The organism is Rugamonas sp. GW822-FHT03B10, from assembly GCF_058801745.1.
The window spans coordinates 265,842-286,029 of the sequence record NZ_JBXANP010000005.1 but is presented as its reverse complement, the minus strand read 5'-3'; the positions used below and the strand labels follow the sequence as shown (position 1 = coordinate 286,029).

Annotated in this window: 18 protein-coding genes; 9 read left to right on the top strand and 9 right to left on the bottom strand. The window is 66.9% G+C overall.

The window, feature by feature from the left end:
- Positions 1–34 precede the first annotated feature (34 nt).
- From AC1RQG_RS11160 to AC1RQG_RS11130, 7 genes are all read right to left on the bottom strand, one after another.
- Positions 35–1,249: an AGE family epimerase/isomerase gene (locus AC1RQG_RS11160; RefSeq protein ID WP_493131236.1), complete on the bottom strand. Its 1,215-nt coding sequence runs from the start codon at positions 1,247–1,249 to the stop codon at positions 35–37.
- Positions 1,250–1,257: 8 nt separating this feature from the next.
- A complete protein-coding gene (locus AC1RQG_RS11155) occupies positions 1,258–2,931 on the bottom strand; it encodes a methyl-accepting chemotaxis protein (RefSeq protein WP_493131234.1) in 1,674 nt (557 codons plus the stop codon).
- A 141-nt stretch (positions 2,932–3,072) separates the two neighbouring features.
- Positions 3,073–4,203: an ABC transporter ATP-binding protein gene (locus AC1RQG_RS11150; protein ID WP_493131232.1), complete on the bottom strand. Its 1,131-nt coding sequence runs from the start codon at positions 4,201–4,203 to the stop codon at positions 3,073–3,075.
- A gap of 50 nt (positions 4,204–4,253) precedes the next feature.
- Positions 4,254–5,132: a carbohydrate ABC transporter permease gene (locus AC1RQG_RS11145; RefSeq protein WP_493131230.1), complete on the bottom strand. Its 879-nt coding sequence runs from the start codon at positions 5,130–5,132 to the stop codon at positions 4,254–4,256.
- A complete protein-coding gene (locus tag AC1RQG_RS11140; RefSeq protein ID WP_493131228.1) occupies positions 5,122–6,075 on the bottom strand; it encodes a carbohydrate ABC transporter permease in 954 nt (317 codons plus the stop codon). Before AC1RQG_RS11140 ends, AC1RQG_RS11145 begins: the two co-directional genes overlap by 11 nt.
- Positions 6,076–6,249: 174 nt before the next feature.
- Complete coding sequence (locus AC1RQG_RS11135; RefSeq protein WP_493131227.1) at positions 6,250–7,500, bottom strand: ABC transporter substrate-binding protein; 1,251 nt, start codon at positions 7,498–7,500, stop codon at positions 6,250–6,252.
- Between the two features lie 160 nt (positions 7,501–7,660).
- Positions 7,661–8,929: a maltoporin gene (locus AC1RQG_RS11130; RefSeq protein ID WP_493131225.1), complete on the bottom strand. Its 1,269-nt coding sequence runs from the start codon at positions 8,927–8,929 to the stop codon at positions 7,661–7,663.
- A gap of 514 nt (positions 8,930–9,443) precedes the next feature.
- Here AC1RQG_RS11130 and AC1RQG_RS11125 point away from each other — a divergent pair.
- The 4 genes from AC1RQG_RS11125 to AC1RQG_RS11110 all read left to right on the top strand — a co-directional run bounded on the left by AC1RQG_RS11125 (position 9,444) and on the right by AC1RQG_RS11110 (position 13,670).
- Positions 9,444–10,691 (top strand): ABC transporter substrate-binding protein, encoded by a 1,248-nt coding sequence (locus AC1RQG_RS11125; RefSeq protein WP_493131223.1) that lies wholly within the window; start codon positions 9,444–9,446, stop codon positions 10,689–10,691.
- Positions 10,692–10,699: 8 nt separating this feature from the next.
- Positions 10,700–11,410, top strand: coding sequence for a response regulator (locus AC1RQG_RS11120; RefSeq protein WP_493131221.1), 711 nt, complete (start codon positions 10,700–10,702; stop codon positions 11,408–11,410).
- Positions 11,403–12,887: an ATP-binding protein gene (locus tag AC1RQG_RS11115; protein ID WP_493131219.1), complete on the top strand. Its 1,485-nt coding sequence runs from the start codon at positions 11,403–11,405 to the stop codon at positions 12,885–12,887. Before AC1RQG_RS11120 ends, AC1RQG_RS11115 begins: the two co-directional genes overlap by 8 nt.
- A 123-nt stretch (positions 12,888–13,010) precedes the next feature.
- Positions 13,011–13,670, top strand: coding sequence for a hypothetical protein (locus AC1RQG_RS11110; protein ID WP_493131217.1), 660 nt, complete (start codon positions 13,011–13,013; stop codon positions 13,668–13,670).
- Here AC1RQG_RS11110 and AC1RQG_RS11105 read toward each other — a convergent pair.
- Positions 13,572–14,180 (bottom strand): hypothetical protein, encoded by a 609-nt coding sequence (locus AC1RQG_RS11105; protein ID WP_493131215.1) that lies wholly within the window; start codon positions 14,178–14,180, stop codon positions 13,572–13,574. The genes AC1RQG_RS11110 and AC1RQG_RS11105 overlap by 99 nt on opposite strands.
- A gap of 34 nt (positions 14,181–14,214) precedes the next feature.
- Complete coding sequence (locus tag AC1RQG_RS11100) at positions 14,215–16,953, bottom strand: hypothetical protein (protein ID WP_493131213.1); 2,739 nt, start codon at positions 16,951–16,953, stop codon at positions 14,215–14,217.
- Positions 16,954–17,261: 308 nt separating this feature from the next.
- On the opposite strand from AC1RQG_RS11100, the gene AC1RQG_RS11095 reads away from it, so the two are divergent.
- The 5 genes from AC1RQG_RS11095 (at position 17,262) to arsD (ending at position 20,179) form a co-directional block, all read left to right on the top strand.
- Positions 17,262–18,026, top strand: a complete 765-nt coding sequence (locus tag AC1RQG_RS11095) for a GIN domain-containing protein (RefSeq protein ID WP_493131211.1) — start codon at positions 17,262–17,264, stop codon at positions 18,024–18,026.
- A 49-nt stretch (positions 18,027–18,075) separates the two neighbouring features.
- Positions 18,076–18,684: a tetratricopeptide repeat protein gene (locus tag AC1RQG_RS11090; protein ID WP_493131209.1), complete on the top strand. Its 609-nt coding sequence runs from the start codon at positions 18,076–18,078 to the stop codon at positions 18,682–18,684.
- Between the two features lie 234 nt (positions 18,685–18,918).
- The gene (locus tag AC1RQG_RS11085; protein ID WP_493131207.1) at positions 18,919–19,290 is read left to right on the top strand and encodes an ArsR/SmtB family transcription factor; all 372 of its coding nucleotides are present in this window, start codon (positions 18,919–18,921) and stop codon (positions 19,288–19,290) included.
- Between the two features lie 3 nt (positions 19,291–19,293).
- Positions 19,294–19,773, top strand: a complete 480-nt coding sequence (locus tag AC1RQG_RS11080) for an arsenate reductase ArsC (RefSeq protein ID WP_493131205.1) — start codon at positions 19,294–19,296, stop codon at positions 19,771–19,773.
- Positions 19,774–19,819: 46 nt separating this feature from the next.
- On the top strand, positions 19,820–20,179 hold the full coding sequence (gene arsD, locus AC1RQG_RS11075; RefSeq protein ID WP_493131204.1) for an arsenite efflux transporter metallochaperone ArsD: 360 nt from the start codon (positions 19,820–19,822) through the stop codon (positions 20,177–20,179).
- Positions 20,180–20,188 lie beyond the last annotated feature (9 nt).

Sequence of the window (20,188 nt, the reverse complement as noted above, 5' to 3'; positions counted from 1 at the left end):
CCGCTGGCGCCATCGCCGGCAGGGAAGCTGGCGGCTAGTCCGCCAGCACGTTCAGCACTTCGTAGCACGCGCCCATGGTGTGGTAGTCCGTTTTGCCGGCCGGGCTTTTCTCGTCGCTGCGCTTGCGGTTGTCGGCGCTGAGCAGGCGATACCAGGCGCCATGCTGGTGGTCGATCATGTGCGTCCAGCTGTACTGCCACAGCCGCTCATACCAGTCCCAGTAGACCGGATCGCCGGTGCGCGTGGCCAGCAGCGCGGCGGCGGCCAGGCTCTCGGCCTGCACCCAGAAGTATTTGTCGCTGTCGCAGATGCCGCCGTCCGGCGCGAAACCGTAGCAGATGCCGCCATGTTCGCCATCCCAGGCCTTGGCCAGCGCCTGGTCGAACAGGGCGCGGGCGCGCGGCAGCAGCCAGTCGGACGGGCCGGCCAGCCGCACGGCGTGGCGCTCCAGTATCAGCAGCAGCTTGGCCCATTCCGTCAGATGGCCGGGCTGGTAGCCCCAGGGACGGAAGATGTTGGTCTTGTCGTGGCGGTTGTAATCGCCGTCCACCGACCAGTCCTGGTGGTAGTGTTCCCAGATCAGGTCATCGGCCAGCGCCGCCTGCCGCACGGTGATGTTGCGCGCCAGCGTTTCGGCCCGGTGCAGGTAGCGCAGTTCGCCGGTCGCCTCGAACGCCGTCAGCAGCGCTTCGCAGCTGTGCATGTTGGCGTTCTGGCCGCGATACGGCGCCAGCTGCGACCAGTCGGCGCTGGCTTCGTCGGCATACAGACCGTGCTCCGGCAGCCAGAAGCGTTGCTCCATCAGCGCATAGGTTTCGGCGATCCAGTCGCGTGCTTCGCTCACGCCAGCCATCAGCGCCTGTGAATAAGCCAGCAGCACGAAGGCGAGACCGTAGCAGTGATTGGTGCCGTCCGTGACGCTGGCTTTGCCGTCGCGCCAGTCCAGCTCCCACGCATAGCCGCCCGTGACCGCGTCGCGGTGCGCGCCGCGCAGGAAGGCGAGGCCGTGGCGCACGCGCTCGAGGTAGATCGGTTGCTGGAAGTGGCGGAACGCCATCGCGTAATTGAACACGAAGCGCGTGCTGCTGACCAGATGGCGGCTGTGTGCGTTGTACACGGTGCCGTCATCCTTGAAGTAGTGGTAGAAGCCGCCGCTGCCGTCCACGCAGCGCGGCTCGTAGAAGCGCATGGTGTGCTGGATATGTGCGAGCAGCGTGGCGCGGGAGCGGAAGTTGGGTGTGGTCGTCATGGTGTCGTTCAAGTGGTCTGGTCGGTGGATGTGTCGCCGTCGTTCCCGCCTGCGCGGGAACGACGAACTGGTGATTTTGCGAGGTACCCTACTATTGCATCGCGCGTCGAGGGCAGGGCGCGGGCCGGCCCATCCTGCGCGCCCAGCTTGAAGATGCCCACGGCCTGTGCCAGGTGGTTGGCCTGCTCCTGCATACTCTCGGCCGCCGCCGCAGCCTGTTCGACCAGGGCCGCGTTCTGCTGGGTCATGTTATCCATCTGGCCCACGGCGCGGTTCACTTCCTCGATGCCCACGCTCTGCTCCTGGCTGGCGGCCGTGATGTCGTGCATGAAGTCGGCCACCTGCTGCACGGCGGTCACGATACGCTCCATGGTCTGTCCGGCCGAGTCGACCAGTTTACCGCCGGCGTCCACCTGTTCCACCGAATTGCCGATCAGGGTCTTGATTTCCTTGGCCGCGCCGGCACTGCGCTGGGCCAGGTTGCGCACCTCGGAGGCCACCACGGCGAAGCCGCGTCCCTGCTCGCCGGCGCGCGCCGCCTCCACCGCCGCGTTGAGCGCGAGGATGTTGGTCTGGAACGCGATCGAGTCGATCACGCCGATGATGTCGACGATCTGGTAGGAGCTGGCCTTGATGGTCGCCATGGTCTGCACCACGTCGGCCACGATCTGGCCCCCTTGCGCGGCCACCGCCGATGCCGACACGGCCAGCTGGTTGGCCTGCTGCGCGTGCTGGGCGTTCTGGCGCACGGTGCCGGTCAATTCCTCCATCGAGCTGGCCGTTTGTTCGAGTGCGCTGGCCTGCGCCTCGGTGCGCGCGGAGAGGTCGGCGTTGCCGCTGGCGATTTCGCGCGAGGCTACCGTGATCGACTCGGTGCTGGTGCGCACCGCGCCCACGGTGGCGGCCAGGCTGTCGTTCATGCTTGCCAGCGCGCGCAGCAGCTGGCCCGTTTCGTCCTGCGCGCCCACGGTCACGCGCTGGGTCAGGTCGCCGCCGGCCACGCGCGTGGCCAGCTCCAGCGCCTGCCGCAGCGGGCCGGTGATGCTGCGGCTCAGGCGCAGCGCCACCACCACGGCCAGCGTCATGGCCACGGCGCAGATCAGCGCCATGACGACGGTGGCGTGCGCGCTGTCGTCCTTGAAGCGGGTGATGCCGGCGCCGATGCCCTGGTTCTGCAGGGCCGCCAGCTGGTCCAGGCCGGCAAGCCATTTGTCCTGCAGCGGCGCCACCTGCGTGGTCAGCACCTTGAGCGCCTGGCCCGCGTTGAAGCCGGCCACGTATTCCTGCGCCTCCTTGAAGTAGGGCAGGCTGGTTTGTTCGTAGCCGTGCATCTGGTCCACGATGGCGCGTTCGGCCGGATTCAAGCCCAGCGCGGCCAGCCTGGCTTCGTTGTCGCGGTAGCGCTGCTGTTCGAGGCCGATGTTGGCCATCTCCTTCTGCATCTGATTGAGGTCGGCCGTGGCGCCGATGTTGCGGGCCGCCAGCCCCTGGTGGAACAGGTTCTGGCGCATGGCCGCCACCAGCGCGGACTTGGCGTTGCTGGCGTTGACCGATTGCGTCAGGCCGGCGCCGGCCTGGCGCGAGGCCAGCGCGGCGATGGTGGTCATGCCGGCCATCAGCACCAGCATCAGGCCGAAGCCCAGCATCAGGCGGTAGCCGATCTTGATATCGTTGAGCTTCATGTCAGGTCTCCATGACGCCGGTCGTGGCCCGCGTCTTTTATGTGGGTGCGGCGACTCCCCGCGCTGCAGCGGCCAGGGAAAACGGGGAGGGGAAACCGGCCGCCGCAGGGGGCGGCGGCCGTGGGGGGCGTGGTTGCTTGCTTACTGGCCCAGGTCGACGCGCTGTTCCGACGTCGGGTCGAAGAACACGGCTTTCGACAGGTCGAACGCCAGCTTGGTGTGCAGGCCGGCCGTGGCCTCCGCGCGCGGGTGCGTGCGGCAGGTGGCGCGGATGCCGTTGAACCAGGCGAACACCAGCGTGTCCGGGCCGGTCGGCTCCGTCATCTCGACCAGGCATTCCACCTCCGTCGGGTGGTAGGCGTCGGCGCTGGTGGCGCGGCGGGCGCTGATGGCGTCCGTCACGTGCTCGGGGCGGATGCCGAGGATGATCTCGCGGCCCGCGTGCTTGGGCAGCACGGTGCCGGGCACCGGCAGCAGCGTGGTCTGGCCGGCGTGCTCCAGCGCGAACGCGGTGTTGGCGCCGTCCTGCACCAGTTTCCCGCGCAGGAAGTTCATCGACGGCGAGCCGATGAAGCCGGCCACGTACAGGTTGTCGGGACGGTCGTAGATGTCCTGCGGGCTGCCGAACTGCTGCACCACGCCATCGCGCATGACGGCGATGCGGTCGCCCAGCGTCATGGCCTCGATCTGGTCGTGGGTCACGTAGACGATGGTCGAACCGAGGCGCTGGTGCAGCAGCTTGATCTCGGCGCGCATCTCCACGCGCAGCTTGGCGTCCAGGTTCGACAGCGGCTCGTCGAACAGGAACAGCGACGGGTCGCGGGCGATGGCGCGGCCCATGGCCACGCGCTGGCGCTGGCCGCCCGACAGCATGGCCGGCTTGCGGTCGAGCAGGTGGGCCATCTGCAGCGTGTCGGCCACGCGGTTGACGATCTTGTCCTGCTCGTCCTTGGGCACCTTGCGGATGCCCAGGCCGAACGAGATGTTCTCGCGCACCGCCATGGTCGGGTACAGCGCGTACGACTGGAACACCATGGCGATGTCGCGCGACTTGGGCGGGATGTTGTTGACCACGCGGTCGCCGATGCGGATCTCGCCCTGCGAGATGGTTTCCAGCCCCGCGATCATGTTGAGCAGGGTGGATTTGCCGCAGCCGGAGCCGCCCACCAGGATCAGGAACTGACCGTCCTCGATCTCCAGATCGATGCCCTTGAGGATTTCTGCGCCGTTCGGATAAACCTTGCGCACGTTACGAATGGATAAGCTAGCCATGCTGATGTCTCCTGAAGGCGCCGGCCACGATGCCGGCGCCGAATTGTGTGTTAGCCCTTGACCGCGCCGGCCGTCAGGCCGCGCACGAAGTATTTGCCCGCCACCATGTACAGCACCAGGGTGGGCAGCGCGGCGATGATGGCGGCGGCCATGTTGACGTTGTACTCGGTCACGCCGGTGGAGGTGTTGACCAGGTTGTTGAGCGCCACCGTCACCGGCTGCGCGTCCGAACCGCCGAACACCACGCCGAACAGGAAGTCGTTCCAGATCTGCGTGAACTGCCAGATGAAGCAGACCATGAAGATGGGCAGCGACAGCGGGAAGATGATGCGGCGGTAGATGGTGAAGAAGCCGGCGCCGTCGATGCGGGCCGCGTTCACCAGTTCATCGGGCACCGACACGTAGTAGTTGCGGAAGAACAGGGTGGTGAAGGCGATGCCGTAGATGATGTGCACCACCACCAGGCCGCTGGTGGTGTTGGCCAGTTCGGCCATGCCCAGCAGGCGCGCCATCGGCAGGATCACCACCTGGAACGGGATGAAGCAGCCGACCATCAGGGCCGTGAACACCACGTTCGAGCCACGGAAGCGCCAGTGCGCCAGCACGTAGCCGTTCAGCGAACCGATCAGGCTGGAGATCAGCACGGCCGGGATCACCATGCGCACCGAGTTCCAGAAGTACGGCTGCAGGCCGCCGCAGCTCACGCCGGTGCAGGCGCTGTCCCAGGCCTTGCCCCAGGCCGCCGTGGTCGGGTGCAGCGGGAAGGCCAGCAGGTTGCCGGAGCGGATCTGGTCCAGCGTCTTGAACGAGGTGGTCAGCATCACGTACAGCGGCGCCAGGTAGTACAGGGCCACCAGCACCAGCAGGGTGTAGATGGCGACGCGGCCGACCGTCACGCGGCCGCCTTCGATGTTCAGATTAGCGTCCATTGCGCGCTCCTTTGGTTTCCATGTACATCAGCGGCACCAGCACGGCCAGCACAGTGGCCAGCATCATCATGGCCGACGCCGCGCCCAGGCCCAGCTGGCCCCGGGTGAACGAGAACTGGTACATGAAGATGGCCGGCACGTCCGAGGAGGTGCCGGGGCCGCCGGCGGTCAGCGCCATCACCAGGTCGAAGCTCTTGATGGCGATGTGCGCGAGCACCAGCAGCACGCTGAAAAAGACCGGACGCAGGGAGGGGATGACAATGCGCCGGTAAATCGTGGGCAGGCTGGCGCCATCGACCATGGCGGCCTTGATGATGGCGTCGTCGACGCCGCGCAAACCCGCCAGGAACAGGGCCATGACGAAGCCGGACGACTGCCACACGCCGGCGATCACCACGGTGTAGATCGACATGTCGGAATTGACCAGCCAGTCGAAGGTGAAGTTGGCGAAGCCCCAGTCGTGCATCATCTTCTCCAGGCCCAGGCCGGGGTTGAGGATCCACTTCCAGGCCGCGCCGGTGACGATGAACGACAGCGCCATCGGGTACAGGTAGATGGCGCGCAGCGCGCCCTCATGGCGGATGCGCTGATCGAGCAGGATGGCCAGCGTCAGGCCGATGGCCAGGCAGACCAGGATGAACAGGCCGCCGAAGATGCCGAGATTGGCGGCGGCGGTCCACCAGCGGTCGATCTCGAACAGGGTGGAGTACTGGCCGAAGCCGGCGTACTCGTAATTGGGCATCATGTGCGAGTTGGTCAGCGACAGCCAGGCCGTCAGGCCGATGAAGCCGTACACGAACACGAGCGAGGCGATGATGGTGGGCGACAGCACCAGGCGCGGTAGCCAGGTGTCGGCCAGGCCGGCGAAGCGGCTGGCGCGGGCCGGGGCGCGGGCCGCGCTGGCGGCGGCCGGGCTGGCCGGGGTTGCGGTTGTAGCGGACATGGGGTTCTCCAGGGCGAGGGGGGCGGCCGGCCCGCGCTCCAGGGGGCGGGAGCGCGGCGGCCGCGGCCTCTGCGCGCGGACGACGGTCCGCGCGACAGCGTTACAGCATTACAGCTTCAGTCTTAGGGAAACCTCGAATCGGCGGAGGATTCGAAGTCGCCCTCGGTTGCAGCCTTACTTCGTCTTGGCGGCCTTGGCCAGCGCTTGCACGGCGGCCTGCGGCGTCATCGACGAGTTCATGAACTTGGCGATCACGTCCTGGATCGCGCCGGCCTTGGCCGAGTCGATCGCCATGCCGTGGGCCATGCTCGGCTCAAGCGTGCCGGCCTTGCTGCTGGCGGCCATGTCGTCCATCGAACGGATGGCGCACGAGTCGAACTTGGCGCGCGAGACGCCGGAGCGGACCGGGATCGAACCCTTGTTCAGGTTGAACACCTCCTGGAACTCGGGGCTCATCACGGCGTTGGCCAGGGTCAGCTGGGCCTTCTGTTCCTCGGCGCTCTTGACCTTGAACATGGCCAGCGAGTCGATGTTGAAGGTGTACGACTTCTCGGTGCCCGGCGCTGGCAGGCACAGGAAGTCCTTGCCCGGCACCTTGCCGGCGGCCGTGAATTCGCCCTTGGCCCAGTCGCCCATGAACTGCATGCCGGCCTTGCCGTTGATGACCATGGCCGTGGCCAGGTTCCAGTCGCGGCCGGCGGCGTCCTTGTCGATGTAGGTCTTGATCTTGCCCAGCGTCTCGAACGACTTGACCATGGTGGGGCTGGTCAGCGCGGCCTGGTCCAGCTTGACCAGCGCCTTGTCGTAGAACGCGGCGCCGCCCACGCCCAGCACCACGGACTCGAACACGGTGGTGTCCTGCCAAGGCTGGCCACCGTGGGCCACGGCCACCATGCCGGCCTTCTTGATCTTGTCGGCGGCGGCGAAGAACTCGTCGAAGTTGGTCGGTGCCTTGGCGCCGGCCTTGGCCAGCACGGCCGGATTGACCCACAGCCAGTTCACGCGGTGCACGTTGACCGGCACGGCGACATAATGACCCTGGTACTTCATCACCTTGGTGACGACGGACGGCAGCAGGCTATCCCACTTGCCTTCGGTGGCGGCCGCGTCGATGTTGGCCAGCACGCCTTCCTGGCCCCATTCCTGGATCGATGGGCCCTTGATCTGGGCGGCGGTGGGGGCGCTGCCGGCGATCACGCGCGCCTTCAGGGCGGTGGTGGCGTTCTCGCCAGCGCCGCCGGCCACGGCGAAGTCCTTCCACGCCACGCCTTTGGCTTCCATCATCTTCTTCAGTTCGGCGATCGATTTCGCTTCGCCACCGGAAGTCCAGTAGTGCAGCACTTCGACCTGGGGTGCGGCCATGGCGGCGGAGGCGGCGACGGCGGACAGCAGCAGGGCGGCTTGAACGAGAGGTTTGAGGGTCATGTTATATGTCTCCGTATGTGGATTGATGTAACTTTATTAATTTATCACGATTGCGCGCCGGCACCTGCAACGCTGGCGGGGTGCCGGACGCGCGGCTTAGACTACGGGTGAAGCAGGGCTGCGGGCTGGCGCGATGCCGGGCCGCGCAGTGCCTGACTGATTACCACCAGGCTTCCATCTGCAGGCCGATCGACGAACCGCTGGTGCCGTTGCCGTACACGGGGCCGGAATTGTTGGCCGCGTTGACCAGGGCCGTCGCCTCCTTGTTCCACTTGCCGTACGTGAAGTAGGCGCGCAGTTCAGGACGCTGCCAGAAGCCTTCGCCCACGGTGATGGTCGGGGCGATGGTCAGCTTGGTCAGGCGCGCCGTCTCGCCGGTGGTGCCCGACTTCAGACCGGTCACGCCCAGTTCGGCCTGCAGCTTGAAGTTTTGCGCGAAGGCGTACACGGGACGGATACCGGCCGTGGTCCAGGTGGTGCTGCCGTTGGCGTCGGACTTGTCCTTCTGCCACAGGGCCACCATCTCGGCGCTGAACTGTTTGGTCGGCTGGATCCACAGGTCGTCGAACACGCGCACGCGGGTCACGTCGGAGCCAAGCGTGGTGCTGCCCGAGGAACCGATGCGGGCGCAGCATGGACCGCCGATGCCGGTGCCGGGGCCGACGCCGTACTGCACGCCGAAGGTGTTGCCGCCGCCGAAGGTGCCGGCTTGCTTGTGGAACAGCGAGGCGTTCCAGCCGTTGTGGTCCTGCGTGCCCTTGCCCTGGGAGGTGATGATGGTCACGGCCGCGTCCAGCGTGCCGCCGGCGTTGACGGGCAGGCCTTCGTACACCAGGTTCTGGCGGATCGCGGCCGGGGTGTTGACGACGGTCGACAGGTTGGGGTCGTACTGGTTCTGGTCGTTGTCCTTGAACACGGCGTAGCTGATCTTGCCTGGGCCCAGGTTGATCTTGTCCAGACCGCCGCCGGTGCCGTTCATGTTGATGAACTGCATGTCCAGCATGTGGATGTCAGGACGGTAGTAGTAACGCTTGCCGACCCAGACCGTGCCGCCGTTCATGAACGGCAGGTTGCGCGCTTCCACATAGGCCTTGGCCATGTTCAGCGGGGCGTTGCCGAAGTCGGAGCTGTTCTTGTAGGCGTCGACCCACAGGGTGCCGACGAAGCTGGCGCCGTTCTCGGACTTGGCCAGCTCGTGGGTGTAGCCGAATTCGGTGTAGCTGTCGCACTCGTTGCCCAGGCGATAGCTTTGGGTGGGGCCGCCCAGGCCGAAGCAGCTTTGCGGGCCGTGGGTCGAGCTGGCGCCGGAGCCGGCGCGCAGGTAACCGTGGAAGCCCTCCGTGTCGTTGAAGGCGTCGGCGTGGGCGACGCCGCTGGCCAGGGCCAGGGCCAGCATGGCCGGGAGGGTTTTCAGGACGGTATGTTTCATTACGACAGTCTCCTCTTGGTTGTCAGTGCGGACCCGGATGCGTCGGCATTTCTGCCGCGGTATCTCTCGTTCCATGCCGGCGTATCTGCCACACTGTGTTGCTGTTGCGGTGGATGTTGTAGTTTTTTGCTACGGCAAATGCACAGTAACATCGGCCCCAATGTGATGCTACTCAGACACTTTTCACGCTCTGCAATATTATTAAGTGTTTGATTTAATTGCCTTTGTGTGTTTTTTGGCGATGGCCGGCGCTTACATTTCTTTACAATGGGCGGGGGCGCGCGGCGGCCGTTCCGGCTGCTGTGGCGGGCGCGGCGGCCCGCGCGGCGGCCTGCGCCCGGCTGCAACAAAACGCAACAATTCCATACGCTTTCTTGCAAAATGCTGAACATGCTTACCAACGTTTGTGGCGGGACTTAAGGTATAGTCTCAGCGGCAACATGGCCCGCATGTTGCCGTGATAAAGAAGAACAGGGCCATCCGACGAGGTGGACCGTCGCTGGAGTGAGGAGACATGGTGAAAACGCTGCGCCGGCTGCTGCCGCTTGCATGCCTGGTGGCATGGGGCGGCGCGCAGGCGGACGGCCTGCAAGTACTGCATTGGTGGAAGTCGGCCAGCGAACGCAAGGCCGTCGACCTGGTGGCCGCGCGCCTCAACGATGAAGGCATCGCCTGGCGCGACGGCATGATCCCCAACGGCTCCGGCGTGGGCGCCGGCATCGTGCTGCGCAGCCGCATGCTGGCCAAGGACGCGCCGGAGGTGGCGCAGGTGAACGGCATCGTGATCCGCGACTGGGCCCGGCTCGGCCTGTTGCTGGACCTCGACGCCGTGGCCGCCGCCGGCAAGTGGGACAAGCTGCTGCAGCCGACCGTGGCCGCCGCCATCAAGTCGGACGGCCATGTCTACGCCGCGCCGCTGGGCATCCACCGCATCAACACCCTGTTCTACAACCGCAGGCTGTTCAGCCAGTTCAAGCTGAATCCGCCGACCACCTGGGCCGAGTTCGAGCGCGCGGCCGCCGTGCTGCAGCAGGGCGGGGTGGTGCCGCTGGCCCAGAGCAGCGAACCGTGGCAGGTGGCCACGCTGTTCGAGACGCTGGTGCTGTCCGAGGGCGCCGAGTTCTACCGCGCCCTGTTCCAGCGCCGCGACGCGGCCGCCTACGCCGACCCGAAACTGGCCAGCGCGCTCACGCGCCTGCGTCACCTGAAGAAGTGGATGGACCAGCCGGTGCCCGAGCGCACCTGGGACGACGCCACCCGCGAGCTGGCCGACGGCAACGCGGCCATGCTGGTGATGGGCGACTGGGCCAAGGGCGAGCTGGTCGCGCGCGGCCTGGCCGTGGACGACGGCTTCGGCTGCGCCGTCGTGCCCGGCACGGCCGCCTACCACCTGTACAACATCGACACCCTGAGCATGCTGGCCACGCCGGAGCCGCACCGGCCGGCCCAGGAGAAGCTGGCCGCCCTGATCATGACGCCGTCGCTGCAGAACGACTACAATCAGATCAAGGGTTCGATTCCCGTGCTGCGCAATCCCGCGCTGGCGAAGATGGACAGTTGCGCGCGCGCCTCCTACAAGCTGTTCTCCAGCGGCCCCGCGGCCCAGATCCCCAGCCTGGTGCACCGCATGGCCACCGACGAGATCGTGCGCGACGCCATGGTGGCCGAGCTGCACCGTTACTTCCTCGACGACGGCGTGACGGTGGCCGACATCCAGCGCCGGCTGGCCGCCATCGCGCGCACCTACACCAAGACACACTAGGCAACACCATGCGTAAGATACTGATAGTCGACGACGACCAAAAGACCCGCACCCTGCTCAAGACCTACCTGGAGAAGAACCAGTACGACGTGGGCCTGGCCCACAACGGCGAAACCTTCACGGCCGAGTTCAACCGCTACGCCGACGAGTTGTCGCTGGTGATCCTGGACGTGATGCTGCCCGACATGGACGGTTTCGCGCTGTGCAAGATGGTGCGGCGCCGCTCGAACGTGCCCATCATCATGCTCACCGCCAGCTCGGACGAGACCGACCGCGTGGTGGGGCTGGAACTGGGCGCCGACGACTACATCTCCAAGCCCTACAGCCCGCGCGAACTGCTGGCGCGCATCAAGGCCATCCACCGCCGCACCGGCATGGACAACGTGGCCGCGCCGCGCTTCTACCGCTTCGTCGGCTACACGCTCGACACCGTGGAGCGCACCGTCACCGGCCCCAACGGCGAGCACGTGCCGCTGACGGGACTGGATTTCCAGCTGCTCAAATACTTCGTCGAACACGCGGGCGACATCCTCGACCGCAACGTGCTGTGCGAGGAGACGCGCGGCCGCGACGCCGGCCCCATGGACCGTTTCCTGGACGTGCAGATCAGCCGGTTGCGCCTGCGCCTGAACGATGGCGGCCGCCAGCCGCTGCTGATCAAGACCGTGCGCGGCGCCGGTTATGTGTTCTCAGCCGACGTTACGGTCAGCAATGTCTAAGCTGCGGCCGGGGCGCTGGCTGGCGCGCATCCTGCCGCCGTCGCTGCTGGGACGGCTGGTGGTGGTGATGGTGGCCGGCGTGCTGCTGACCCAGTTGGCCGGCAACTGGCTGTGGGCCACCCAGCGCCACGCGGAGGCGGAAGTGGAGGTGCGCACAGCCACCCAGCACCTGGCCCACAGCGCCTCCAAGGTGGTGCGCTTCTTCCTCAGCCTGCCGGCCAATTACCGCCCGCTGATCATCCAGCAATTCCGCGAGATGGGCGGCACGCGTTTCCTCGTCAACGTCAACCATGCGCCGGTGGACATTCCCGGCATCGGCGAACAGGCGCTGGCCGAGGTGGCCAAGGCCCAGGTGCGCGCAACGCTCAAGGAGGACGTGCCCAACCTGAGCAAGCTGCGCATCGATTTCGGCTGGCCCGACCATCTGCCCGTCAGCGACGACGGCACCACCCTCAACGACATGCCCGAAGGCTGGGTGCAGAACGTGGTGCTGACCAAGCCGGCGCCGGCGCCCATCCTGCTGATCCAGGCCGAGATGGGGCCGGGCAACTGGTTGTACCTGGCCACGCTGATGCCCAATCCCTACTTCCTCGACAGCGGCAACCCGCTCACGCGCGACCGCGTGCTGCTGCAGGCGCTGTCGCTGGGCGCCGTGCTGCTGCTGTGCATCCTCGTGGTGCGCTGGACCACGCGGCCGCTGGCGGCCCTGTCGGAAGCGGCCACCGCCTTCGGCAACGGCGAGCGCATGCCGGCCCTGCCGGAAACGGGCAGCCGCGAATTCGTCAACACGGTGCGCGCGTTCAGCGCCATGCGCGAGCGCATCAACCGCTACATCGCCGACCGCGAGCGGCTGTTCGTGTCCATCTCGCATGACCTGCGCACGCCCATCATGCGCCTGAAGTTGCGCACGGAATTGCTCGACGACGAGCAGTTGCGCGACGAGTTCCACGAGGATCTGGACGAGCTGGAGATGATGGTCAAAGGCGCGCTGCAGACTGTCAAAGATAGCGACATCCACGAGAACCCGACCGAGATCCGGCTCGACGCCTTGCTGGGCCGCATGGTGCGCGACGCGCAACTGGCCGGCCACCAGGTATCGTTCACCGCCTCCGGGCTGAGCGTGGCGGCCAAGCCGCTGGCGCTCAAGCGCGCCATCGGCAACCTGCTCAACAACGCCCTGCATTACGGCAAGCAGGTGGAACTGGCCGTGGAGCCGCGCGGCGCCAACATCGCCATCGTGATCCGCGACCACGGGCCCGGCGTGCCGCCCGAGGCGATCGAAGGTCTGGCCGAGCCGTACGTGCGGCTCGAACACGGACGCCAGCAAAACAGCAGCGGCATGGGCCTGGGCCTCGGCATCGCGCGCGGCATCGTGCAAGCGCATGGCGGCGAACTCGTGCTGGACAACCACCCCGAAGGCGGCTTCCGCGCCACCATCGTGCTGCCCGGCGCAGCCTTCACGCCACTCGACAACTGAAACCGGGGTCAGGTCATGACATCACGCAAGATGCGCAATTTCATGACCTGACCCCGGTTTCCGCTGTATTGCGTTCGGGCGTATCGCCGTCATATCAGGGACATGGCTCGGCGGAGGCGGTGTATGCGTTTGATCTGGTGGACGAGGAAGGGCGGCAGGGTGCCATTGCTGCTGGCGCTGGCGGGCGCTTGCCTGCTGCTGTCCTCGCCGCATCGGGCCCGCGGCGAGGAGCCGGAGGCGGTCGTCGTGGCGCAAGCGCCGGCCCAGACCCAGCAATTGGTGCTGCGCGCCGTGCGGCATCTGGCGCCCGGTGGCGAAGCCCAGCGCCGCTACCATATGGCGCTGCCGTTCGGCGCGCCGCTGTTCCCACCCGATGCGGACCTGGCCCTGTCGCCCACGCCGGAGCTGGCGCGCTGGCTGCGGCTGCCCGTCGAGGCGCGCCGGCACGATGTGCTGATCGTGCCGGACGCCGATTACTACTGGGACGCGGGCGGTGTCGCGTTCTCGTGCCAGTTCATCGTGCATCTGCAAGGGCAGGGGGCGGAGCGGACCCGGCTCACGGTGCTGCAAGTGCAGCCGACCGAGCGGCATGGCAGGAAGCTCGACCTGCTGGGGCGCACCGGCCCCGGCTTTTATCTCGACATCCGCCCCGCCGCGCCAGCCCCGCAGGCCAGCGCCGACCTGCTAGCGCTGCTGGGCGCCGCGCTGACCCAGCCCCTGCCACCATCGCCACCGCCCCCGGCATCCCCGGCATCCCATGAGGCCCAGCCCCGTCGCCAATAGCAGCGCCGTGGCCGGCACGGGCAGTCCCGGCGCAGCCGGCAACTGCAGCGCGAACGGGGCAGTGACAGGATCGGATGCCTGGATCAGCCTGCCACCGGCCAAGGGATCGCCATCCCACCACTCGCCCGACAGCGTGAACACGCCGCTGTCGCTCTGGCCCGGCGTGGCGAACGCGAACACCTGTACGCCGAACAGGCCGGCGATGCTGGTCGCGTCGAACGCGCGCGCCGCGCTCGCGCCCGGCGCCAGGATGGGGAAGTCGAAATAGCCGGCATCGGGCGTGCCGATGCTGAACGACGATGCGCTCAGTTCGGTGGGCACGAACCAGTCCGCCGTGTCGGTGTTGGCGATGTCGTAGCCCCAGCCCGTCAGTTGCCCGGGCTGGCCGCTGATGACGCCGCCCGAGGGCGTGGCCGTGAAGGTGAAGGTGAACGGTGTGGCGCGCGCGGCCGGCGCCAGCAGCAGGCCGGCCAGCAGACCGGCCAGCGCGCAATAGGAAATGGGTTTCATTGCGGGTCTCCATGCTTGGGTGCTGGGTTGGACGTCACTTCGGTATCACGGCCTGCGCCTGCGCGTAGGCGTACGGCACGCCCGCGATGTCGGACACGGTGCCGCTTTCGCTCACGCTGAAGCGCTGCACGCCGGCCGGCGTGTTGAACGTCAGCCGCACGGTGAAGAAGCTGCCCACGTCCACATTGGGCGTGACGAAGGGCAGGGCGGGCGACAGCGCCGTGTTCAGCGTCACCGTGCCGGTGCCGCTCAGGGTGCGCAGGGCCAGCGCGGCCAGCGTCATGTTCTGCGCGGTGCCGACGCCGGTGTTGGTGAAGCGCAGGTCGATGCCGGTCACGCCGGGCGCCACCGTTTCCTGGCCGACGATCTCGGCGATGAAGTTGGGTTTGCCCGGCGCCTGGGCGGCGCCCGTCACGAAGCTGGTCAGCGTGGCGCTGTTGTGGACGGCCGGATCGGTGGTGCTTTGCACGGCGGCCGTCAGATTGTCGGCGCTGCCGATGCGGGCGCCGGCGGGCGGCGTCAGTCGCACCGTCACGTTGCCCGTCTCGCCCGTGCCCAGCGTGATGCTGGCCGGATCGACGCTGCCCACGTAGTGCTGGTCGTCCGTGGCCGCGAAGCTGAACGTGCCGGGCGCGCCGTCATTGCGCACCTGGTACATCAGCGCCGTCGTCATGCCGGGGCGCAGATCTTGTGGGGCGGGCGGCTTGATCGACACGGTCTGCGGCGTCACCATCTGGCTCACCAGGCGCTGGAACGGATAGCCGGCGCTGTCGGTGCCGTTCGCGTACGTCAGGAACGGGCCGTTGGGCACGGTGACGGGGCCGAAGAACTTGCCGCCATCGGTCGCGTCCTGCTCCAGCGGCAATGGCGCGATCGGGCTGAAATCCTTTTTGCGCAACTGGAACTGCGGCGCGCTGCTCAGTTCGGTCAGCGCGGCCAGCGCGTACAGCGACTGGCCCGGCCCCGGTTCGCCATCGATCGCCAGCAAGCCCTGGTGCGGCGGTTGCGCGCCCCAGCGGGCCAGCTTGAACGAACTGAACGCGAGGCCGGCGATGCCGCTCACGTTCACGTACATGAGGCTGGACGTGTCGCCCACGGTCAGTTGCCACGGCCCCGGCATCGGATGGTCGATCGAGATGATGGCGCCGCTGCTCAGGTTGAGGAAGGCGGTGGCCTGGCTGGCGTCGATCACGACGCCGTCGGGACGCACCAGATGCACGAACGGCGGCAAGCCCTGCACGGCCGTGCTGACGGAGACGGTCAGCCGCGTGAGGCTGGAATCGACCGGCACGGCGTAGGTTTTGTGGAGCGGGAACTGGTCCTGCACGGACAGGATCTGCACCGCGTTGTTGCGGCCCACCAGGTCGGCCAGCTCGGTCACGGCGCCGGCTTCGCCGCCGAACAGGAAGAACACCTGGCCGCCCGTTTCGGCCGCCGCCTGCAGGAAGCCGGGCGTGATCGGCGAACAGCTGCCGAACAACACCGGGTAGATCTTGATGTCCTTGCTCTTGGCCAGGCCGATCACGGCGCCGGCCAGCGCCGCGTCCTTGGCCGCCGCGTCCGTGTACATGAACAGGTCGCCGCCGGGATCGGCCAGCGACAGGCCGTTGTAGATGCCGGTCATGGCCAGTTCCGGGCAGTCGCCGCCGCCGGACGCGCCCAGCGCGCCGATGGCCGACTTGAACGCGGTGGCGTCGTCGGTGGCCAGGTTGGGGCCGGTGAACGGGTCGTTGAACGGGGCCAGCACGTATTGCAGCGGTTCCTCGTCGGTGCCGAGGCGGGCGTTGACGATGCTGATGGCCGAGCTGCGCACGCCGGCGATGATGCCGCCCATGCTGCCGGTGGTGTCGATGGCGAACGCCAGCGTGGGGCCGGCGCCCAGCAGCGCCTTGAGCTGGGCCGGCGTGATCTCGGCCTTGATGTCGTCCACGAACTGCTGGGTGGCCGCGATGGCGGCGCCGGCGGCCGTGTTGTGGAAGGTGCTGTGGGGCGAGATGTCGCAGTACAGCGTGTCCTTGTTGATGCCCTCGCGGAAGTAGCCGAGCAGGTCGCTGGACTTGGAGCTCTTGTCGAGCGGGCCGCCGTGGCTGCACTTGAAGTTGCCCGGTTTGACCCGGTCCTCGCCGCCGTAATAGCCGCTGGTGAGCAGGGAGCCGACCAGGTTGGACGCGTTGGCGCAGGCCGGGCCCGTGTCCGTGAAGCCGGAACAGGTGGTCACGCCGGGGCCGGCGAACGCGAGCGGGGTGGGGCGGCCCACGTCCGGGTTGGCGCCGCCGTTGCCCAGCTCCACCCAGTTGCTGTGCGAGTAGAAGTCCTGGATCGTGTGCAGGGCGCTGCCGAGGTTGTCGCGCGCGCCGGTGGCGTTGATGGGATCGCTGCGCAGCGCGTCCAGCACGTTCTGCTTGAGCGTGGCCAGGCGCAATTGCGCGCCGACGGCGTTCTCGCCGTCGAAGTGCTTGGCCGAGCTGGTCTGGTCCTCGTCGACCTTGGCGTCGGCCTCGATGATGCGGTCGAGCGCTTTCTGCATGGAGGCCGTCAGCTTGGGCACGGCGAAATAGCGCTTGTCGAGTTCCTCGATGCCGCGCTGGGTGATGTCCTGGTGGGTCAGGCTACCCGCTGATTTGGACGTGATGAAGCAGACGAAGCCGTTCTTCGGGCAGAACGCATGGCCGGGGGCGCTGGCGCCCAGGGCCAGCGCGGCCAGCAGCGGCGCCAGCCAGCGCCGGGACGGGCGCCGCGCGGGGCGGCGCCGATGCGGATGATCGGTGGACATACCAACTCCTTTCCTATGCATGCAGCAGGTTGAGCGCGGGCCGGGTGGCCCCGGCAGCGGGCACGCATAACGCGTGCCGAGCCCGGCCAAGCCCGTGGCGGCCCGGGCCGGCCGTCTGGCGGGCGCGGCACTGTCAAGAATTCCGACAGCGGCGCGGCGGACGGATTTCGGCAATCTGTGCCGCGATTTGTGCAGTTCATCGCAATCTGTCGCGCCCGGGCATGGCCTCTGCTACATTGGGCGACGATCCGCATCCACGACCGGCTTACCCGCGAGGAAACCCGAGGCAACCCGAGGAAATCATTCAAATGAAAAAACTGCTCCCTTTCAGCCTGCTGCTGGCTGTCTTCTGTACGTTGTTCAACCGCGCCCAGGCCGCCGACGATTACGCCACCGAGTCGCGCGCCATCGACGGGCGCGTGGTGCGGGTGCTGCTGGACGGCGTGCTCGACCTCAAGATCACCCATGGCGCGCAGCCGTCGCTGATCCTGGTGGCCGACAAGCGCACCATGGCGAAGATCACGGCCGCGCAAACGGGCGACACCTTGCACCTGGACACGGAAAGCCATGGCGCCAAGGTCAACCGTTCCGGGGCGCGGGCCGAGCTGGTGCTGCCGGCCTTGCGCCAGGTGGTGTCGGAAGGGGTGGGCACCACGGAGGTCAACGGCTTCATGGGCGATGAGCTGGAGCTGACGCTGGACGGGGCCGGCTCCATGAAGGTGGCGGGCGACTACAAGAAGGTGAAGGCCAACCTGGGCGGCGTGGGCAGCATGCATCTGTGGGTCAGCGAGAACGACTTGGTGGAGCTCGACATGCATGGCGCCGGCTACATCACGCTGGGCGGGCGCAGCAAGCTGTTGCGCGCGTCGCTGGGCGGGCTGGGCGGCCTGAATGCGCAGCAGTTCCAGGCCGACGCGGTGGATGTCGACCTGAGCGGCCTGGGCAACGCCACCGTCATGGCCCGCAACGACGTCACGCTCAATCTGAGCGGCCTCGGTTCCATCACCGTGTATGGCAAGCCGGCCAACCGCCACGTGAGCGTGGATGGCCTGGGCAAGGTCAGCTGGAAATAAGGCGGACGCAGCGATGATGAACAGTCAGACTTACCCCTACAAACGCAACATGAAAAAGATCCTCTTCGCGCTCGGTTTGCTGCTGGCCATGCAACAGGCCGCGTATGCCGGCTTCGCCGAAGGCGCGATGGCCTACAACAGCAAGAACTACGCGCTCGCCTACCGCGAGATCGCGCCGCTGGCCAAGGCCGGCAACGCCGACGCCGAGCACCTGCTGGGCCTGATGTACTACATGGGCCGCGGCGTGCCGCAGGATTACAAGCAGGCGCTCGAATGGCACCGCAAGGCCGCGCTGCAGGGCAAGGCCGACGCGCAGTACGTGGTGGGCGCCATGTACTACACGGGCAACGCCGTGATTCAGGACCACAAGCAAGCGATCGTCTGGTTCCGCAAGGCGGCCGAGCAGGGCCATGCGGAGGCGCAGCAGGTGCTGGGGCTGATGTACCGCTACCACATCGGCGGTATGCCGCAGGACAACGTGATCGCCTACATGCTGTGGAACCTGGCCGCCGCCGGCGGCTCGGCGAACGCGGCCGAGCAGCGCGCCGCCGTGCTGCGCAGCATGACCCCCGAGCAGATCGAGGAAGGCCAGGCCCTGTCGGCCGCGTGGAAGCCGAACACACCGCTGCCGCGCCAGTCGCGCACGGGAGGCGGCTAAAACCTTGGCGGGGTCAGTGCCGGCATTGCGACACGTCCTCAGCTGTAGCCGGCTATGAACGCCGAGGTCGTGTCGAATTGTCGGCACTGACCCCGGCATTCTGACCCCGGAATTTCGTTGCTGACCCCGGCATTTTCGTTGGCATTTATTTTGACCCCGGCATTGATTCGTTGACTGGTGGGCCGCCATCAACACGTCATTTTGTTATTTCAACGATTGTTGTACAATTGAAGAATGGAAAAACACACAGCCACGACGATCTTTGAATCGCTGTCATCCGGCCTGCGGCTGGATGTGTACCGACTGCTGGTGCGCAAGGGCACGGAGGGCATGGTGGCGGGCGAGATCGCGACGACGCTCGACGTGCCGCCAACCAACCTGTCGTTTCACCTCAAGGCGCTGACGCAGGCGGGAATGCTTGCCGTTGAGCAGGAGGGGCGCTACCAGCGTTACCGCGCCAACATCCCGCTGATGCTGGACCTGATCGCCTACCTGACCGAGGAGTGCTGCTCGGGCCACCCGGAGCAGTGCGCCGACATGCGCGCCGCGTCCAAGTGCTCCGACGCCGTGCTGCCACCCCTTTCTTCCACTAAAAAAGACGCCTGAACGATGAACGTCCTGTTTCTTTGCACCGGCAATTCATGCCGCTCCATCCTTGGTGAAGCCACCTTCAATCATCTTGCCCCGGCTGGCTGGAAGGCGATGAGCGCCGGCAGCAAGCCCACCGGCCAGGTCCACCCGCGCTCGCTGGCCCTGCTGGCGCGCGAGGGCATCGCGACCGACGGTTATCACAGCAAATCGTGGGACGACCTGCCCACCACGCCGGACATTGTGATCACCGTCTGTTCCAGCGCGGCGGGAGAAACCTGCCCGGCCTACCTGGGGCCCGTGCTGCGCACCCACTGGGGCGTCGAAGACCCGGCGCACGCCACCGGCACCGACGCGGAGATCGACGCCGCGTTCATGGCGGCCTATCGCATCTTGCGCGCCCGCATCGAGGCATTCCTCGCGCTGCCGCTGGCTGACTTGCAAGGCGACAAAGTCAAGTTAAAGGAAGAATTAGATCGCATCGGCGCGCTGACCGCGTAACATTGAACACCTCTATCTCACAGCATCACTCTTGAAAGGGACTATCATGGCAACCATTCAGATTTTCGATCCTGCGCTGTGCTGCAGCACTGGCGTCTGCGGCGTTGAAGTCGACCAGGCGCTGGTGGGTTTTGCCGCCGATCTGGGCTGGGCCAAACAGAACGGCGCGCAGGTGGAGCGCTTCAATCTCGCCCAGCAACCACTCGCCTTCGCTGAAAATCCGACCGTCAAGGCATTCCTGGAGCGCTCCGGACAGGAAGCCTTGCCGCTGATCCTCGTCGATGGTGAAGTGGCGCTGGCCGGCCGCTATCCCAATCGCACGGAGCTGGCCCGCTGGGCTGGCATCGCTGACCCGGCCACGCCCAAATCGCAAGACAGCTGCTGCTCCGGCGGCCGTTGCTGCTAAGCGGAGGGC